This is a genomic window from Crocosphaera sp., assembly GCF_030064895.1.
In the GTDB taxonomy this organism is placed as follows: domain Bacteria; phylum Cyanobacteriota; class Cyanobacteriia; order Cyanobacteriales; family Microcystaceae; genus Crocosphaera.
On the sequence record NZ_JASJEB010000045.1, the window covers coordinates 17,901 to 35,135 of the forward strand.

Sequence of the window (17,235 nt, forward strand, 5' to 3'; positions counted from 1 at the left end):
ATGAGTAAACTTTTGAAGCTTATTTTTAGTCTATTGACGCAAAAGCGATTTTTGCTACAACTATGATCTCGTCACACTCTATGTCAGAATAGTAAAGTTATCAATTATCTCCAGAATAACCTTAATAGGAGGATCATATAGAATTAATGACTATGAAAATCGGCGATCGCGTTCGTGTTATAGAATCTGTTATTGTTTATCATCATCCTAAGCATAAGAAACAACCATTTGACCTTAAAGGAATGGAAGGGGAGATAATCGATATTGTCACCAATTGGCAAGGTCGACCAGTTAGTGCTAACCTACCTGTATTAGTCAAGTTCGAGAAACGATTTAAAGCGCATTTTCGTGACGATGAGGTAGAAATCACGGAAACTGCTTAGAATTAACACTCTCCCCTTAATCCATATCTAAGTTAAATACCCCAACTAATTGCTGTGCAATATAGTTGGGTTATAATGAATCAAGTCAAATTATACTTAAGGATACAATAAATGGCTCGAAAGCCATCTTTCCAACCAATTTTTTTACCTTCTTTATAGGTTCTCCCATAGTAAGAAATGCCAACTTCATAAATACGACATCCCATTTTAGCCACTTTGGCCGTAATTTCAGGTTCAAAACCAAAACGACTTTCTTTAATTCTAATAGATTGAATTACTTCTCTTTTAAAAGCTTTATAACAGGTTTCCATATCTGTTAAATTAATGTTAGTTAACATATTGGATAATGTGGTTAAAAATTTATTACCCACCATGTGCCAATAATAAACAACTCTATGGGGACGACTTCCCTGGAAACGAGAACCAAAAACCACATCTGCTTTCCCTTTGAGGATAGGTTCTATCATTAAAGGATACTCTTGGGGGTCGTATTCTAAATCAGCATCTTGAATGATAACAATATCTCCCGTTACCCCGGCAAAACCCGTCCTTAAGGCCGCCCCTTTACCCTTATTTTTATGGTGATAAATAACTTGATCCACTAATGGTTCCAGTTTAGATTGTAGCAGTTCTCTTGTGCCGTCTGTTGAACAATCATCGACTATAACAATCTCACAATTTTTCACAGGAGATGCTTTAACTGCGTCGATAACTTGACCAATCGTCCCAATTTCATTAAAACAGGGGATAACCACTGATAATTTCATTTCCTAGACTTCCCACACACCACAATTGAGCAATTTTCTATTCCCAAGAATATAACAATCTGAACTTTGATATGTTAATTATTCATAGATAATTTACATATATCGAGCTATAAGACAACGATTAAGCACAAATAGTTCCCACTTTTATTGTTTTTAATCTTTACAGTAACAGAGTCTTCTAAACTGTTAATTCTTTAAATATTTCAGGCAAAAATTAGGGTTTAATTTTATTAAACCCCTAACAACGATTATGGTTCCTCACCAGGTTCTAAAATGCGTTGAAATAAATAACCTGTTCCTCTCGCCGTTAAAATCAATTCAGGGTTACTCGGATCATCTTCTAATTTTGCCCGCAAACGAGAAATATGGACATCAACCACCCTCGTATCCACATGACGTTCAGGAGTATAACCCCATACCTCTTGTAAAATTTCTGAACGGGAAAAAGGTTCACCCGAACGACTCACCAATAACTCCAATAAGCTGAACTCCATCCCAGTCAAGCGAATGCGTTCATCTCCCTTATAAACCTGACGTTTATTGGTATCAATTTTAATCGAAGCAATAGAAATAACCCCAGAACTAGGAATACCAGGTGCGCCATTTTTTTCCACCCGTCTTAAGACAGAACGAATTCTTGCTTCTAACTCCTTCGGGGAAAAAGGTTTGACCACATAATCATCAGCACCCAATTCTAACCCCGTAATGCGATCGGCCACATCCCCTAAAGCAGTTAACATAATAATAGGGATGTCCGACTCTTTGCGTAACTCCTGACAGACCCCATAACCATCTAATTTAGGCATCATCACATCCAATACCACCAAGTCGGGAATGGCCTCATGAAAGATATCTAAAGCTTCCTCACCGTCGGCCGCCGTTACTACATCGTAGCCAATCATAGAAAGACGAGTTTCCAAAATACGACGAATACTAGCTTCGTCATCCACCACTAAAATTTTCTCTTTCTGTGTTTCCAATGTTGCCCACGCTCCCTAATAATAAGTAAAATTGCTAATCTTTAAGTTAAGTGGCCTTTCCTGAATCTCTCTAAAGATCCAGAATATCCCTTTTTTGCTATTCTTAAGCCTAAATTCTTCGTTGAGAATCTAAACATAATCAGGGTTGCAAGAAGATTATTCTCTTAACGCCCCTTTTCATTTTCTCGGGTTTTTCCCTCAATATCCAGTATTTTTTTAATTTTTTTAACGTTTCTTTAAATTTCATTATGGCTAAAACAAAAATTGTTTATGTTTGTAGTGCCTGTGGTGCAGAGTCGCTTCAATGGTTCGGCAAGTGCGAAGCTTGTGGGGAATACGGAACCCTAGAAGAACAAGTGGTCAATAGTTCATCCTCTCCTGTGGAGGCAGCTAGAGGGGGCTGGCAATCCAATAATCGCACCGATAAACGGTCTCCTGCTGCCCCAAAACCTCGCATTTCTGTCTCTTTTAATGATATTACAGAAGAGGAACAAGCGCGCTTTCAATCGGGTTATGGAGAATTAGACCGGGTTTTGGGAGGTGGGGTTGTGCCGGGATCTTTAGTTTTAATTGGGGGAGATCCGGGTATTGGAAAATCTACTTTATTGTTACAAACTGCTAACCAATTGTCCCAAAGATTAGCCCGTATTTTATACGTATCGGCCGAAGAATCAGGGCAACAAATTAAGTTACGGGCCTCTCGTTTAGGAGTAGCAGAAGCTAGTAGTATTACGGCTGCTAAAGAAGCAGAAAGTAATGGCAAAAATGGCAAGGTTAAAAGTAATAAAAAGTCAGTAGAGGACTCAGATAAGGCTAATCTTTTTATTCTCCCTGAAACGGATTTGGAAGAGATTTTAAGGGAGTTAGAATCTTTACAACCTCAAGTGGCAATTATAGATAGTATTCAAACTTTATATTTCGCTGCCTTGACTTCTGCGCCGGGTTCTGTGGCCCAAGTTAGGGAATGTACTTCGGCTTTAATGCAGGTAGCTAAACGGGATAATATTACTCTGTTTATTGTTGGCCACGTCACCAAAGAAGGGGCGATCGCCGGTCCAAGGGTGTTAGAACATTTAGTAGATACGGTGTTATATTTTGAAGGCGATCGCTACGCTTCCCATCGTCTGTTGCGATCGGTGAAAAATCGTTTTGGGGCAACCCATGAAATTGGTATTTTTGAAATGGCCGAACATGGTTTAGTGGAAGTGGATAACCCCTCAGAATTATTTTTAGGCAACCGAGATGAGTTTGTCCCCGGAACAGCTACTGTGGTTGCTTGTGAGGGAACCCGTCCTATTGTGGTGGAGTTACAAGCGTTAGTTAGTCCCACTAGCTATGCTTCCCCCCGTCGTTCTACTACTGGAGTTGAATACAGTCGGTTACAGCAGATTTTAGCGGTGTTAGAGAAAAGGGTGGGTATTCCTTTATCAAAATTAGACGCTTATGTAGCTTCGGCCGGTGGTTTAGGGGTGGAAGAACCGGCCGCAGATTTAGGGGTGGCCATCGCTGTTGTTGCTAGTTTCCGCGATCGCGTGGTAGACCCCAGAACGGTATTAATAGGGGAAGTGGGGTTAGGGGGACAAGTTCGTTTAGTCTCCCAGATGGAATTAAGGTTAAAAGAAGCAGCTAAGTTAGGGTTTCAACGGGCGATCGTTCCTAAAGGACAGAGTTTTGCTGAGGATATTGGCATCGAAATTATACAGGTTGGTAAGGTTATTGATGCCATTATTGCTGCTATTCCTCCTCAACAAAAGTTTGGTAAAGATTTAGATGATTTAGGAGTAGGAGAAGAAGACAATTCTGAAGACTTTTAAAACTCAAAAAATTTCTAACTAAAAGGTATATTTCCATTTTTCCATTCTTCAATCACCTCTGTTGAATATGCTTCTGTAGAAAGTTCAACTAATCTTTCTTTGAGTTTTTGTTCATCATTATTCTGTTTATACTGTTCCATAGTGTTATTGAATCTTTGTAATAACAAACTATTATTAGCGTTTCTGGTTAATCTATTTTCTAGAGTTTGGATAATAGTCGCAATTGGAGTATTTTCTATACTTTTAATAAGTCTTTTTCTTAATGGTTCTCTATATTTATCTTCTAAAATAGCGTCTAACAAAAAGTTTGTCATAACGCTATGAACATTCTTGAAAAATTCTATGAATGATAAAAGCTTACTATTTATCCAAAAAATTCCTGTTCCTACACCAAATCCTGAAAAAGTATTATCTAATTCTGTTGTTATATACTCTTGATTTCTATTGGAAATTATAATATCTACAATAATGTAAGAAGTAATTACAAAAATGAGAATTTTTACATGAGGTATTTCAACTATACTCTGATATGCTGGATATATGATAAACCTAGATACTAAATAAATAAAAATTTCTGCGGTTACATCTATAAATGTGAATATAATAATTGTTATGGCAATCCTTTGTCTTGCTCTCTTAAATAGTTTAATATCTTTAGCATAAATAATAAAGAGCATAACTAATGTAATTACAAAGGCTAGTATAGAAAACCACAATATACTGAACCATCCATATTCTAAACACTTGCTGAACCCTTGTACTGTATAAATGTTACCTGATGTCAGTTGGCAAGCAATTTCAGAACCTACTTCTTCACCCATAGAAAGATTTCCATTAAAATAAATAAGAACCCAATTACACTATAACTGAGTTCTTATTTTTCAATGATATTAAATTAGTTGAAAAAAACTTTTTATCAAAAAACTTGAGTTAAATATAAGAACTCAATAACGTTTTAGCGGTTGGATAATAAACGTTTGAGTTTTGCTTTTTACCAATCAGATGTCTATTATATAAGCTATTAAGCTCTTCTTCCACATTTGTTCCAATTCGATTCGATCTCACCTCAAACTTAGTTGGTGTTGATGCTCCTATTCTCAGTAAATCTCGCATTACAGCTTTATCTGCTTGACTGATTTTGGGGAGTTTTCTCTGTTGGAATGTTCCATTGGTGGTCATCATAAAAATTCTCTGAGTTTACTATATAGTATACGTTGGAAGTCTTAGGTTAGCAAAGTAGATACTATGTCCCTAATTGTGTGTCATAGCATGAAGTACAGTCATTGCGCAACCTTTAAAGAGTTTCCCTAAGGCAAGAAAAATGTTAAAGGGTACTAGAATCTAAACTTTCGGCTGCACCGGGAGACAAGTTTAAATGTAGGCCACATTCTTGTTTAACACCATGAAAACGACTATCTCTTTCACTTTCATCATCGGCCATCAACGGACGACTAGAATGCCAGTCTCCCACAGTGACATAGCCTTTATCAAAATAGGGATGATAAGGCAAATCATGTGCCGTTAAATAATGATAAATATCACGAGAATTCCAGGTCAAAATAGGATAAACTTTGTACTGTTCTCCTTGTAATTCAACTCTTTCTAAGGACTGTCTATGTTCCGTTTGTTGACGACGCAACCCTGCTAACCAAGCAGTTGCTTGAAGTTCTTTTAACGCCCGTTGCATGGGTTCTACTTTTCGGATAAAATCGTAGCGGTTAAGAGAATTTAGATCGTGTTGGTCCCAAAGTTTACCATACAGTGCTTCCATTCTTGCAGGGGTTAAAGGAGACTGATAAACCTTAAGATTGAGTTGGAGACGTTCGGTTAGTTCGTCGGCAAAGCGATAGGTTTCGGCCGGAAGATACCCTGTATCTACCCAGATAACAGGAATATCTGGTACCACCTGGGTCACTAAATGCAGCATTACAGCAGCTTGAATACCAAAACTGGTACTCATGACCAATTTTTCCCCAAAGGTATCCCTAGACCATTCTACAACCTGTTGAGCGTTGACATTTTCTAGGGTTTGGTTAACTTCTTTTAAGGGTAATTCAGGTTTATAAGATTGATGAGTCTGCTTATTGTAGTGATGTTCAGAAACCTGACGGTTATCTACATGGGAGTTGATGAGATGTAGATTAGATTGGGTCATATGGTAACTTTTCCCTTGCGTTCAGTAATCTTACTTTAGGGTGGTACAACAAAGATTGATGATTACCAATCCTATTGTTATTGTATCGTGAATTATCTAGGGACAATTGTCTCAATTACGATGATTGTCTTAAGTTTTGCATAGTGTGAGAGTTTATTCTTCACCTTGCAATCCAGGTTTACCAAACTCGAACCACAATGTCACTCCTAGCCATCCCATGACACCAATTAAAGCTAAAATACCAAATTGGGCGATCCAGTGGATTAATTGCGCTAAAGGTACTAATCTTCCCACAAAAAAGGATAAAGTTACCATAATTAAAGCCCAAACCGTCGCCCCTCCCAAGTTACATAATAAGAATCGATAATAGGGCATTTGCACGATGCCTGCGACTGGACCGGCAAAAACTCTTAATAAAGTGACAAAACGCCCAAAAAAGACCGCTTTATCGGCATTTCTACTAAACTTTTGCCGAACTTCTTCGAGTTTGTGAGAAGAGATGTTAAAAAAACCGCCTACTTTAATTAATAGCGGCCAACCGCCCCAACGACCAATCCAATAACCAAAATTATCCCCAATAACCGCACCAGCGATCGCACTTCCTAAAACGACCCAGTAGCCTAATTCTCCACTACCAGCTAAAAAACCGCCTACAATGGTGATTGTTTCCCCAGGGATAGGAATTCCAGTATTTTCTAAGGCAATGCCAATAAATACTGCCCAATAGCCGTATTGACGCGCAATTTCTTGAATATTATCCAGTGACAGAAGTTCTATTGACATCTAAGCAAAACTTTACAAAGGTTTACGTTGTATTCATATCTTGACCTATTTTGCTCAGAAGTGTCAATTATGTGGGAAAATTATTCGCAAACTATAATATTGATAAGTATTATCATTAGTAATAATTTCTTATAAGAGCTTAAGGTAGATATTTGCTCAAAAAGTTAAGAAAAAGTAAAAATAGGTTAAGCCTTTATTAGGTGGCTTTTTTAAGGATTTTGTAGTCAAAATTTGCTCAAATTACCATTATTTTGATTATCAAGCTGGAACAATTTTAAACCATTTGGGGAATATTAGTCTTGCTCCTTTTAATATTATCTTAAAGTTGTTCTTTTTTTAAGTATGGTAAATTCCTAATAACAGCACTTATCTTATTGCAGTAGATTCTGAATAAGGGGTGCTGATATCTATGTCTAAAATTCAGTGGAGGAATCTTTTATGGTTCTACAGTCTTCGGACTCACAACCTTCATCATTGCCTCGTTCAATGGATATGGCGACAACCTGTATTTATGGTTTGAGCTTTCTCTCAGCAGGATTATTTCTGTTTTTACCTTTAGCGAACCTGTTAAGTCCAAGTCCCTGGCAACGTTATATGGGGGCAATTCATGGTTTTGCCTCACTCTTGGCGATTATAGTCGTCACCTATGCAGGACATTTAGCTTTTCCTTTATTGCGAAGGGTTGGTAAAATTTTGCCTGAAATGCGAACCCTCACTTTTTGGTCAACTGCTTTATCTTTTTTGTCCATTGCTACTGGTAACTGGGTATATATGCGTTATCGTGCGCCGGCTAATGGCGCAAGAGCTTGGTTAAGAGAAAATACACCCTTAGTTCATTACCTTTTCATGGAATATCATGAATTTACGGTACTTTTTACCCTTCCTTTGGGTGTTGCTTCTACCTGGATTTTATGGAAATATGGCGACTCCATTTTAGATAAAGAGAATCGTCCTGTTCTCATGGGAACTTGTTTAGCACTAATGGCCATGATGTTTTTTGCCCTTGGTGGATTTGTCAGTGGCTTAAACGTTGCCAGAATGCACTCTCTGTAATCATCTTCATACCATTGTTATTTATCAGTACCACTTCTCATGTCAAATATTGATCGTAACTTCCATCATCTACCAATCTATGTGAGGTTTTGGAACCAACTTAAAAAATTTCCTTCAGGTTTGGCCGCAGGTTCAAAAAATCCACCTACTGTGTCAGGGCCTGCTGCATCCGCTCTTGTCAGTGCTGCTTTTAGTTGTTTCTTATTAATGGTTAATCAGCATTTTTGCAGTATATATAAAGGCTGGGAAAAAACTGTTTGGACTTTAGGTAGTTGGATTCCTGGTAGTCACAACCCAGACCCCATATACGGTGAAATTGGGAGTTATTCAGGAAAACAAACGGTAATGTTAATCGGTTGGTTGGTTAGTTGGTTTATTCTCAGTAAACTGTGGAAAAATCAACAAGTTCCGTTTTCAAGAATATTTTTCTTCCTGTTTACATTTCTTGTCGCTGCTACGGTTATGAATTGGCATCCCTTATTCCCCTATTTACCATTAATGCCAAAATAACCCCACTGCGTCTTAACTCAATGTTCTCAACCATCTTTATCAAGAGAAAAAACCATGTCACAATCCATTCAAACTAGAAACACCATTCAAACCATACAACCTAAGTACAAACATCACAAATATGTTTTTATTTGTATGGGAGCATTTATGTTAATTGTAGCCTCATTTCCTATGGCCGTTTGGCGAGTTAGTCAAAGTAATAAATATAATTCTGGAGCATTTAACTCTTGGACTCTTGAAGAAAGCCAAAAATCTCAATTAAACACTCAAAAGACTGCTAAAAAGTAACGAGACGCTATCTCTTAGGAACGGAAGCGTCCCGTCAAACCCAGGTTAGGGTCTCTTAGATTATAACAATAACCGAGCATTATCCCCTCTCACAAACCCATATCTGACAATCAGTCTGGATAGTGGGTTTTGTGCTAGATGGGGACATGATTTTTTACATTTCTATTTGTCAATAACTCGATTCCCCATTAATTATTATTTTTGACAAACTATCATAACCTAAGTTTAATAAATCAATAGCCCACTCGATTATATCTTCTAAAGGAATACATAAAATATTAAATACTTGCGCTTTAGTAAACATCAACAGTAACTCATTAGGATAATTCACAAATCAAAATTTAGCAGTCAAAAGTATTACCTCTTCTGTCAGTAATAGTATCCATAGAATGATTCTTTTATTGTTTATTTCTTCATAAATGATAAATGATAAATGAAATGACTGTCTTTTTACTTTCCCCGAAAGGGCGCGGTAACTATTTTAAGATAGAATAAGAAATTGAAATCTATAATAATCAGCTAAATGTCTCCAGCAAAATCTAACTCATTGATTATTCCTCAATTAATTGTCGGATTGGGTAATCCTGAACCAAAATATGATAAAACTCGTCATAATATTGGCTTTGAAATAGTAGATATTTTAGCGGAAAATTGGGGATTCTCTTGGAAAGAAAACAAACGGTTTCAAGGAATGATAGCAGAAGGAAACAGCAGAAACCAAGAAAAAATTTATCTGCTCAAACCTTCAACTTATATGAATCGTTCCGGTCAATCTGTACGAGCAGTAACAGATTGGTATAAACTAGAATCAGAGAAGGTTTTAGTCATTTATGATGACATGGATTTGTCCATTGGTCGCCTAAGAATGCGTCTATCCGGTTCAGCCGGCGGTCATAACGGTATGAAATCGATTATTTCCCATTTGGGAGGGCAAAATTTTCCTCGTTTACGCCTTGGTATTGGTAAATCAAATCAAGTAGATAATACTATTTCTCACGTTTTAGGACGGTTTTCACCCGAAGAAAGGAAAATTATCGATAAAACCTATCCCCTCGTAGTTGATGCCATCGAAAGCAGCTTAAGGGAAGGAGTAGAAAAAGCCATGAGTCGATTTAATAGCCAAAAAGTAGCTCAATAGGTTATAATAGTGAGTTGTCTATGACTATATGTTATTGTCGTTTATTGAACCGGAGGGGCAATTGGAGCCTAGATTTATATTAAAAGTGCTATGGTTAGATGCTAACGTAGCGATCGCTGTTGATCAAGTTGTAGGGAAAGGAACCAGTCCCTTAACTGCTTATTTCTTTTGGCCGCGTAACGATGCTTGGCAACAATTAAAAGACGAATTAGAAGCCAAACATTGGATATTAGAACCCGAAAGAATCGACGTATTAAATAAGGCCACAGAAGTAATTAATTACTGGCAGGATCTCCGTAACCAAGGGAAAAATGTCACTATGAAAGATGCACAAACCAAGTTTCCAGAAGTTACTTTTAGTGGCAGTAATTAAGTAGAATTTAGAATTTAGAATCCAGAATCTTAAACAAATTTAATTCTAAATTCTTCATTCCTCATTTCTCATTTTTCCCCGTTTCTTTTTATCGAGAGAACGATAAACTCGATAATCAATGTTCGGGAAAATATTATCAATAGCTTCAATGCTATCTAGCAAAGTAGCATTAACAGTTCCTAGTTGAAAATCATCATAAATCTGATTAAAACGAAGGAGATGGCTTTTAGTGCGTTCAATGGCATAGGGAACCATCGTGCCGGTACGCATGATAAACGCCCAATCAGAAGCTTGAGCCAATAATAACTCTCGTGCTGCTTGATTCAAAGCCCTTTCTTCCAACTCATCAGCCGGTTCGATGTTACCTAATTCTATCATTCGTTCCGTAGCTTCGTGGAGATGGGGATAAATCCAAGTATTAGAATCATTGAGCCAAAACTCATGAAATCCCTTATAACCCCAACTCGACTGAGAGAGACGACATAACTGTTGAGTCGGGTTATGACGAAGATAGTCAGCCAAATGGACTAAATCAAACGTATTTTGGTCGTACCAGGTCTTGCGGAATAAATAATCAAGGAACCAGGGACCCTCGTACCACCAATGACCAAATAATTCCGCGTCATAAGGAGAAACCACAAGGGGATGACGCTGCATCATATCAGCTAAATGAGCAATTTGTTGCTCACGATTGTACATAAAATTCCCTGCGTGTTCAGCAGCCTTTTCTCGGGCCCAATAGGGATCATAAAGAGATTTTTCCCCCATATTGCCCTGAGTATTGGTAATTTTATGGTATTTAATCCCCGTATTTTTCCGTTGACCATTGGGCATAATATAGGGCTTAATATAATCGTAATCAGCTTCCCAACCCAAATCTTTGTAAAATTCCCGATATTCCGAATCACCCGGATAACCCATTTTAGAAGACCAAACCTGACTAGAAGACTCGTGGTCTCGGCCAAAAGCAGCAACCCCTGCTTCTGTAAAAATGGGGGCATAAGTGCCATAACGGGGGCGAGGGTGGGCGTATAAAATACCGTGGCCATCGATAATAAAATAGCGTAACCCCGCCTTAACCAGCATCTTTTCCAACCCTTCATAATAAGCACATTCAGGCAACCAGATACCCTTCGGGGGACGACCAAACGCCTCTTGATAATGGTCGCAGGCCACCTTAATTTGCGCCCAAACCGCTTGAGGGTACATTTTCATCAACGGTAGATAACCATGAGTGGCTCCAGAGGTCATAATTTCCAGGTTATTGCTTTCTAGAAATTGTTTAAAACCAATAATTAAATTTCCTTGGTATTTTTCCCAAGTTTCACGTATTTTGGCAAATTCTTGGTGATAAAACTCAGCTAAATAGCGAATATGACCATTATGTTGATTATTTTCAATTTCCTTAATAACCAGTTCTTGTAACTTCGTCAGATGATTATTATAACGTTCCTGTAATAAAGGATCTTGCAACATAGACACCAGAGGGGGTGTCAGACTCATGGTCATTTTAAAATCGATCCCATCCCGTTGCAGTCCTTCAAACACTCTTAGAAGGGGAATATAGGTTTCGGTAATAGCTTCATAAAGCCACTCTTCCTCCAGAACATAATCCCGTTCAGGATGCCGAACAAAAGGTAAATGAGCATGAAGGACAAGAGCAACATAGCCAAGAGCCATAATCGTTTTAAACCATCACAGTGAAGTTTGTGCCATTAAGCCTTAAGATTAAGTGTAGTTGATTTTATACTATCTTAATAATCTAGACTAGAATAGATAGGAAAAATCTCTTACTCCAAGAACCTTATTTCTCTGTCAGTATATAGTATCAAGTTGCAGTGCTAGAACCTCCCAACTATCAAACAAACTCTGAAAGCGATCATGCTGCATCTATTCAGTTGTTGTTGTTTGTCGATGAGCGTCCCAGTTCCCACGAGTACATTCAACCGATTCGAGACTATCTCAAAACCGTCAGCCAAGATCATACTTGCCAGTTAGAAATCATTGAGATTCACGAACAACCCCATCTAGTAGAGCATTTTCGCTTAGTTGCTACCCCATCCTTGGTTAAAGTGGTACCCACACCCAGACAAACCTTAGCCGGTAGTAATTTGGTCAATCAACTAAAAAAATGGTGGCCAAAATGGGTCTCATCCTTAGAAGAAAATAATGATCCAAAGGAATCATCAGAACAATCCACTCATGTTGGATATTCAGCCGAACTGATGCGGCTTTCTGATGAAATATTTCGTCTCAAGAAAGATAAAGAAAATTTACAAGAACAACTCAAGTTCAAAGATCAAGTCTTAGCGATGTTAGCCCATGATTTACGCAGTCCCCTAACGGCGGCCTCCATTGCTGTAGAAACCTTAGAACTAGCTCAAACTCAAGACGACAGCGAGAAACGGCAAAAACTAATAACCCAACTCTTTCATCAAACCCGTAATCAATTTCGGGTAATGAATCGTCTGATTACGGACATTTTACAAGCGTCCAAAAGCATGAATGCTCAGTTGCGCGTGGAACGGACAGAAGTGTTTTTACCTGGGCTTGCCAAAGAGATAGTAGCACAATATAACGAAGTATTAAGAGAAAAATCCTTAACCTTGATCGAAGATATCCCTCAAGATGTGCCTCCAGTCTATGGAGATGAAGAATTAATTCGTCAGGTCATTGTCAACTTGATCGATAATGCGATTAAATATACACCAGGGGGAGGAGAAATTACCTTATCAATTCTTCACCGCACCAGTCAAAAAATACAAGTAAGTGTGTGTGACACCGGCCCCGGTATTCCCGAAGAAAAACAAGAACGGATTTTTGAAGGCCACTTCCGCTTACAACGAGATCAAGGAAAAGAAGGTTATGGATTAGGGTTATCTTTATGTCGTAAAATTATTCGTGTACACTATGGCCAAATTTGGGTTGATAGTGTACCGGGACAAGGTAGCTATTTCCATTTCACATTACCTGTTTATCGGTAAGGATAAACATGGATGATCTCTTTAATAGGGGTCTCTTTAGATTGACTCGACTAACTAGAAAAGACAAGATTCGCTCAACCATTAAACCGATATGCGTAAAGCTTTCATTATCGTCAATGCTCAGGTGAAAACTCAAGGTACGATGTATCCTGCTTCTCCTGCAACCGAAAAAATGGTTATGGCACTTGAAGCAGCCATTAAGGCTGATTCTCCCTCAACTCAGGTTGAAGTGATGGCCACAGCCACGTTATGGTCAAAAAATGCTCAGTCTGCTAAACCTGATCCGGATATTATCTATTGTCCCCTAACCATCGAAGTACCTCACTGGTTATCTTTTCCGGGACAAAAAATTTACCAAGACTGCAAAGATGTTAAGGGAAGAAGACAATGGGTAGATAAAATGTTAGGCTACAAAACCAGTATTCGAGATTCTTGGTTAGGAGATTTGTGGCTACCCATCGCTGTTACTCCCAAAGAATTAATTTATGGGGAAATCATTGGCGAAGGGGCATTTCCTAATTCCTACGAACAACCCATTTCCTTAAAGAATTCCTTACGTCGTCCTTTACATGAGTTAGCGCAAGGGTTATTAGAGTCCCTAGATGCCCCTCCATCCTTATATTTGTTACAATTTCGCCTCAAAGGTCAAAACATTGTTTTTGATCGTTTATGGCCCTTTCCTGCTGCCCCTGCAATCGCTTCTTTAACCTACCCCCACTCTAACTTATTTAGTTGGTATTGGCAGTGTTTAACCCATCAATCGGTTCCTACTTTGACGGGAAGTCCTTCTTAGGGGGCTACAAGGAAATTATAATTAATTTTTAAGCGTAGTCTTAGTGAAGTACCCCACCCTACTTCGTTGAGGGTGGGGCTTCCTACCCTCAAGAACTAACGCTCTTGATGCACTGCATTTCAACAGTTTGGTTAGGCGTGGATTTCCGTTCTTCCAACGGTATTTTTGAATCAGAGAATTGAAGCAAATTCCAACAGGCGTTAATGTCCCTGTCGTGGTGTGCATGGCATTCTGGACAAATCCATTCTCTATCTTTTAGGGTCAAATCTTCTTTGATATAACCACAATTAGAGCATCTTTTAGAACTCGGAAAAAATCTATCAACTCGCTTAATTTCACACCCATAGATATCTCCTTTATATTCTAAAAGTGTTAAAAATTGTCCCCAAGCCACATCACTGATTTGCTTGGCTAGTTTTCGATTTTTAACCATCCCTTTAATATTTAAGTCTTCACAACTAATAACTTGGTTTTCGTTAGTCAGTTTGAGACTTATTTTGTGTTGATAGTCTAATCGTTGGTTAGCCACTTTTTCATGAATTTTGGCTACTTTAACTCTAGCTTTTTTTCTATTGTTAGATTCTTTGTTTTTTCGACTTAACCTCCTTTGTCTAATTTTTAACCTTCTTAATGAACGTTGGAAATAACGAGGATTCTCAAACTTTTCAGGTTTATTGGTAATACAAAAATCTTTAAGTCCTAGATCCATGCCTATTTTTTCCCCATTTAAGGGAGCTTTTGGTATGTCTAACTCTGTAACAATTGAAGCATAATATTTTCCTGATGGAGTTTTACTAATCGTTACACTTTTAATATCTCCTTCTATTTCTCGATGAATTATCATCTTAATAGGAGACATTTTCGGAAGTTGTAACTTCTCTTCTGAGGTAATAGAAAAGTGTTGAGGAACTCGAAAAGATTGCTTATTAGACCTTTTCTTGAATCTAGGAAACTTGGCTAATCCCTTAAAAAAGCGAGAATAAGCAGTTTCTAAATCTTTAAGCGTTTGCTGTAATGCTTGAGAATTGACCTCTTTTAGCCACTCAAACTCTTTTTTTAGAGATGTTAGTAATTTAGCCCATTCTTTGTATCTTAAGCTCTTTTTACAATCGGCATAGATATCAGTAGTTAAGCGCAGAAAATAGTTATACACAAATCTTGAACAACCAAAACATTTTGCTAAGAATTGTTGCTGTTTTTGATTAGGATACAACCGAAATTTATACGCTTTATTACCCATGTCTAGTACCTCCTTAAGGTTACTCTAGCAAAGTTTATCTATTTTATCCAAAAAAGTTAAGTTTTATGTGGACTCCCTTCGGTCGGTTTATATTTTGGTTGGTCATTCATCCCCATCTTGTAGAAGCATGGGGTATTCTGCCCGACATTAGGATAAAACTACGGATTTTGAAAATTAAGTGGGTAGTTCGCTATATTAAAACCGAAAATATACCCCTTGATTATCCCAAGGTTAAATTATGACTACGTTCACCCGCTGGGTTCTTCTGCAAGAACCCACACAACAAACTTCAATTGTTGATCCTGCTTTATTTACTAAACTGTTTTCTGACGGTTTGACTTTGATACAAGGTCTGCTCATCCTCTTGGCTGGTTGGATTATTGCCTCTATTGTCAGAGGTATTGTCAAAAAAATACTCCATAGTACGGAAATTGATAATCAAATCGCTGGTTGGATTACTGGCAATGATTCTTCAGATAGTTCGATCCCCATCGAAAAATGGCTATCGGACTTCGCCTATTGGCTGATTATTCTCTTTGCTGTTGTTGCTTTCTTAAACACCCTACAACTTGAGGCGGTTTATCAACCTCTTAATGCCCTTCTAGGAGAACTTACCAGTTTCTTACCTAAATTATTAGGGGCTGGTCTTCTCTCGGCTATTGCTTGGTTATTGGCTACCCTAGCCAAGACGATCATCACTCGGGTTTTAGGGAGTTTTAATCTGGAAGAAAAGTTAGGGGAAGACAATCAACAAATATCTGTGTCCCAAACCATCGGGAAAGCAGCCTACTGGTTCATTTTTCTCCTCTTTTTACCCTCCATTCTCAGTACCCTTCAGCTAGAAGGAACCTTAGTTCCTGTACAGGGACTCTTAGACCAAATTTTAGCTATTATTCCTAATGTCCTGGGGGCGGTTATTATCGCTGCTGTGGGTTGGGTTGTAGCAAGAATTGTTCAAGGGGTGGTTAGTAGTTTATTGGCTACAACTCCCATTAATCAAGTAGGGGCAAAATTTGGCTTATCTAGTGAACCTACTGGTAACTCTTTATCCAATATTGTTGGCAATGTTGTTAAGGTTTTAATTTTAATTCCTGTTGCTATTACCGCTTTAGATGCACTGCAAATTCAAGCTATTTCCCAACCGGCGACGGAAATGCTCAATCAAGTGTTAACGCTGTTGCCGAAATTATTGGCGGCTACAGTGGTTTTAGGATTAGCCTATGCTGGAGGACAATATCTCTCGGATATGGTCAGCAATGTTTTAGGGAGTGTTGGTTTTGACAATATTTTTCAATGGTTGGGTATCGCTCAAACCCCTAAAACCCCAGAAACCAGCAGCGAAGAAACTCCAGAAACTACTACTACTGAAACTAGAACCCCGTCGCAAATTGCCGGTGTTATTGTTTTAGTGGCGGTGATGTTGATTGCTTCTTTAACGGCGGTAGATATTCTCGAAATCGAAGCTTTAAGGGCTGTGGTTGGTACTTTGTTAGCGATCGCAGGTCAAGTGTTGGTTGGCTTGGCTGTGTTGGCTTTAGGACTATATTTAGCCAATCTTTGCTTTAATTTGATTACTAATTCAGGCACTCGTCAAGCTAGGTTTTTAGGTCATACGGCGCGTATTTCAATTCTTGTTTTTGTTATCGCTATGGCTTTACAACAGATGGGTATTGCTCCCAATATTGTTAATTTAGCTTTTGGTTTATTAGTTGGTGGTATTGCTGCAGCTATTGCTTTGGCTTTCGGTTTAGGAGGCCGAGAAGTTGCTGCTGAACAACTCCGTGAATGGTTAAATAACATCAAAGAAAATTAGAACTTGCTTAGTAAGAAAAGCATTAATTGCCCCAACTATAATTTTTAATTTGGTTGGGGTTTATTAATAAACTCAAATTTTTGTCCAATTCTCTATATAGCAGTCAGGAATGATTCATGAAATATCTTTTGTCTTATTTCCTATTGCCTGTTCCCTTATAC

Annotated in this window: 19 protein-coding genes; 10 read left to right on the top strand and 9 right to left on the bottom strand. The window is 38.2% G+C overall.

Features of this window, described 5'->3' with window-relative positions:
* Positions 1 to 152 precede the first annotated feature (152 nt).
* On the top strand, positions 153 to 383 hold the full coding sequence (locus QNJ66_RS12075; RefSeq protein ID WP_300507074.1) for a ferredoxin-thioredoxin reductase variable chain: 231 nt from the start codon (positions 153 to 155) through the stop codon (positions 381 to 383).
* 80 nt (positions 384 to 463) lie between these two features.
* On the opposite strand, the gene QNJ66_RS12080 is transcribed toward QNJ66_RS12075, so the two are convergent.
* Complete coding sequence (locus tag QNJ66_RS12080) at positions 464 to 1,150, bottom strand: glycosyltransferase family 2 protein (protein WP_300506978.1); 687 nt, start codon at positions 1,148 to 1,150, stop codon at positions 464 to 466.
* A gap of 248 nt (positions 1,151 to 1,398) precedes the next feature.
* Positions 1,399 to 2,130 (bottom strand): response regulator transcription factor RpaB, encoded by a 732-nt coding sequence (gene rpaB, locus QNJ66_RS12085; protein WP_300506980.1) that lies wholly within the window; start codon positions 2,128 to 2,130, stop codon positions 1,399 to 1,401.
* Between the two features lie 248 nt (positions 2,131 to 2,378).
* Here rpaB and radA point away from each other — a divergent pair, with 248 nt between their 5' ends.
* Entirely contained in the window at positions 2,379 to 3,944 is a 1,566-nt protein-coding gene (radA, locus tag QNJ66_RS12090; RefSeq protein ID WP_300506983.1) for a DNA repair protein RadA, read from the top strand.
* Between the two features lie 14 nt (positions 3,945 to 3,958).
* Here the strand turns inward: radA and QNJ66_RS12095 are convergent, their stop codons facing one another.
* The 4 genes from QNJ66_RS12095 to QNJ66_RS12110 all read right to left on the bottom strand — a co-directional run bounded on the left by QNJ66_RS12095 (position 3,959) and on the right by QNJ66_RS12110 (position 6,882).
* Positions 3,959 to 4,765, bottom strand: a complete 807-nt coding sequence (locus QNJ66_RS12095; protein ID WP_300506986.1) for a hypothetical protein — start codon at positions 4,763 to 4,765, stop codon at positions 3,959 to 3,961.
* Between the two features lie 109 nt (positions 4,766 to 4,874).
* Positions 4,875 to 5,126, bottom strand: a complete 252-nt coding sequence (locus QNJ66_RS12100; RefSeq protein WP_300506989.1) for a hypothetical protein — start codon at positions 5,124 to 5,126, stop codon at positions 4,875 to 4,877.
* Between the two features lie 142 nt (positions 5,127 to 5,268).
* Positions 5,269 to 6,099: a phosphoadenosine phosphosulfate reductase gene (gene cysH, locus QNJ66_RS12105; RefSeq protein WP_300506992.1), complete on the bottom strand. Its 831-nt coding sequence runs from the start codon at positions 6,097 to 6,099 to the stop codon at positions 5,269 to 5,271.
* A 153-nt stretch (positions 6,100 to 6,252) separates the two neighbouring features.
* A complete protein-coding gene (locus QNJ66_RS12110) occupies positions 6,253 to 6,882 on the bottom strand; it encodes a DedA family protein (protein WP_300506995.1) in 630 nt (209 codons plus the stop codon).
* 438 nt (positions 6,883 to 7,320) lie between these two features.
* Here QNJ66_RS12110 and QNJ66_RS12115 point away from each other — a divergent pair, with 438 nt between their 5' ends.
* From QNJ66_RS12115 to QNJ66_RS12125, 3 genes are read left to right on the top strand one after another with little or no spacing between them, the layout of a single operon-like run.
* Positions 7,321 to 7,935, top strand: a complete 615-nt coding sequence (locus tag QNJ66_RS12115) for a hypothetical protein (RefSeq protein WP_300506998.1) — start codon at positions 7,321 to 7,323, stop codon at positions 7,933 to 7,935.
* A 39-nt stretch (positions 7,936 to 7,974) separates the two neighbouring features.
* Complete coding sequence (locus QNJ66_RS12120; protein ID WP_300507000.1) at positions 7,975 to 8,445, top strand: hypothetical protein; 471 nt, start codon at positions 7,975 to 7,977, stop codon at positions 8,443 to 8,445.
* Positions 8,446 to 8,499: 54 nt separating this feature from the next.
* Positions 8,500 to 8,733, top strand: a complete 234-nt coding sequence (locus tag QNJ66_RS12125; RefSeq protein ID WP_300507003.1) for a hypothetical protein — start codon at positions 8,500 to 8,502, stop codon at positions 8,731 to 8,733.
* Between the two features lie 169 nt (positions 8,734 to 8,902).
* Here the strand turns inward: QNJ66_RS12125 and QNJ66_RS12130 are convergent, their stop codons facing one another.
* Entirely contained in the window at positions 8,903 to 9,037 is a 135-nt protein-coding gene (locus QNJ66_RS12130) for a hypothetical protein (protein ID WP_300507006.1), read from the bottom strand.
* A gap of 219 nt (positions 9,038 to 9,256) precedes the next feature.
* Between QNJ66_RS12130 and pth the strand changes: the two genes are divergently transcribed.
* A complete protein-coding gene (gene pth / locus QNJ66_RS12135) occupies positions 9,257 to 9,871 on the top strand; it encodes an aminoacyl-tRNA hydrolase (RefSeq protein ID WP_300507009.1) in 615 nt (204 codons plus the stop codon).
* Between the two features lie 28 nt (positions 9,872 to 9,899).
* Entirely contained in the window at positions 9,900 to 10,244 is a 345-nt protein-coding gene (locus QNJ66_RS12140; protein WP_300507012.1) for a 30S ribosomal protein PSRP-3, read from the top strand.
* 54 nt (positions 10,245 to 10,298) lie between these two features.
* Here the strand turns inward: QNJ66_RS12140 and QNJ66_RS12145 are convergent, their stop codons facing one another.
* Positions 10,299 to 11,924 carry a glycoside hydrolase family 57 protein gene (locus tag QNJ66_RS12145; RefSeq protein ID WP_300507014.1) on the bottom strand — a complete coding sequence of 542 codons (1,626 nt, stop codon included), beginning with the start codon at positions 11,922 to 11,924 and terminating at the stop codon, positions 10,299 to 10,301.
* Between the two features lie 158 nt (positions 11,925 to 12,082).
* Here QNJ66_RS12145 and QNJ66_RS12150 point away from each other — a divergent pair, with 158 nt between their 5' ends.
* Both QNJ66_RS12150 and QNJ66_RS12155 read left to right on the top strand, forming a co-directional pair.
* Positions 12,083 to 13,228: a histidine kinase gene (locus QNJ66_RS12150; RefSeq protein ID WP_300507017.1), complete on the top strand. Its 1,146-nt coding sequence runs from the start codon at positions 12,083 to 12,085 to the stop codon at positions 13,226 to 13,228.
* 91 nt (positions 13,229 to 13,319) lie between these two features.
* Entirely contained in the window at positions 13,320 to 14,021 is a 702-nt protein-coding gene (locus QNJ66_RS12155; protein WP_300507020.1) for a hypothetical protein, read from the top strand.
* An 88-nt stretch (positions 14,022 to 14,109) separates the two neighbouring features.
* On the opposite strand, the gene tnpB is transcribed toward QNJ66_RS12155, so the two are convergent.
* Positions 14,110 to 15,261 carry an IS200/IS605 family element RNA-guided endonuclease TnpB gene (gene tnpB / locus QNJ66_RS12160; RefSeq protein WP_300507023.1) on the bottom strand — a complete coding sequence of 384 codons (1,152 nt, stop codon included), beginning with the start codon at positions 15,259 to 15,261 and terminating at the stop codon, positions 14,110 to 14,112.
* 238 nt (positions 15,262 to 15,499) lie between these two features.
* On the opposite strand from tnpB, the gene QNJ66_RS12165 reads away from it, so the two are divergent.
* Positions 15,500 to 17,074 (top strand): mechanosensitive ion channel, encoded by a 1,575-nt coding sequence (locus QNJ66_RS12165; protein WP_300507026.1) that lies wholly within the window; start codon positions 15,500 to 15,502, stop codon positions 17,072 to 17,074.
* Positions 17,075 to 17,235: the final 161 nt, after the last annotated feature.

Excerpts from the sequence above, each read along its gene's own strand:
- QNJ66_RS12075 (WP_300507074.1), top strand. The coding sequence starts at position 153 with ATGAAAATCGGCGATCGCGTTCGTGTTATAGAATCTGTTATTGTTTAT.
- QNJ66_RS12080 (WP_300506978.1), bottom strand. The coding sequence starts at position 1,150 with ATGAAATTATCAGTGGTTATCCCCTGTTTTAATGAAATTGGGACGATT.
- radA (WP_300506983.1), top strand. The coding sequence starts at position 2,379 with ATGGCTAAAACAAAAATTGTTTATGTTTGTAGTGCCTGTGGTGCAGAG.
- QNJ66_RS12095 (WP_300506986.1), bottom strand. The coding sequence starts at position 4,765 with ATGGGTGAAGAAGTAGGTTCTGAAATTGCTTGCCAACTGACATCAGGT.
- QNJ66_RS12100 (WP_300506989.1), bottom strand. The coding sequence starts at position 5,126 with ATGATGACCACCAATGGAACATTCCAACAGAGAAAACTCCCCAAAATC.
- cysH (WP_300506992.1), bottom strand. The coding sequence starts at position 6,099 with ATGACCCAATCTAATCTACATCTCATCAACTCCCATGTAGATAACCGT.
- QNJ66_RS12110 (WP_300506995.1), bottom strand. The coding sequence starts at position 6,882 with ATGTCAATAGAACTTCTGTCACTGGATAATATTCAAGAAATTGCGCGT.
- QNJ66_RS12115 (WP_300506998.1), top strand. The coding sequence starts at position 7,321 with ATGGTTCTACAGTCTTCGGACTCACAACCTTCATCATTGCCTCGTTCA.
- QNJ66_RS12120 (WP_300507000.1), top strand. The coding sequence starts at position 7,975 with ATGTCAAATATTGATCGTAACTTCCATCATCTACCAATCTATGTGAGG.
- QNJ66_RS12125 (WP_300507003.1), top strand. The coding sequence starts at position 8,500 with ATGTCACAATCCATTCAAACTAGAAACACCATTCAAACCATACAACCT.
- QNJ66_RS12130 (WP_300507006.1), bottom strand. The coding sequence starts at position 9,037 with ATGTTTACTAAAGCGCAAGTATTTAATATTTTATGTATTCCTTTAGAA.
- pth (WP_300507009.1), top strand. The coding sequence starts at position 9,257 with ATGTCTCCAGCAAAATCTAACTCATTGATTATTCCTCAATTAATTGTC.
- QNJ66_RS12140 (WP_300507012.1), top strand. The coding sequence starts at position 9,900 with ATGTTATTGTCGTTTATTGAACCGGAGGGGCAATTGGAGCCTAGATTT.
- QNJ66_RS12145 (WP_300507014.1), bottom strand. The coding sequence starts at position 11,924 with ATGGCTCTTGGCTATGTTGCTCTTGTCCTTCATGCTCATTTACCTTTT.
- QNJ66_RS12155 (WP_300507020.1), top strand. The coding sequence starts at position 13,320 with ATGCGTAAAGCTTTCATTATCGTCAATGCTCAGGTGAAAACTCAAGGT.
- tnpB (WP_300507023.1), bottom strand. The coding sequence starts at position 15,261 with ATGGGTAATAAAGCGTATAAATTTCGGTTGTATCCTAATCAAAAACAG.
- QNJ66_RS12165 (WP_300507026.1), top strand. The coding sequence starts at position 15,500 with ATGACTACGTTCACCCGCTGGGTTCTTCTGCAAGAACCCACACAACAA.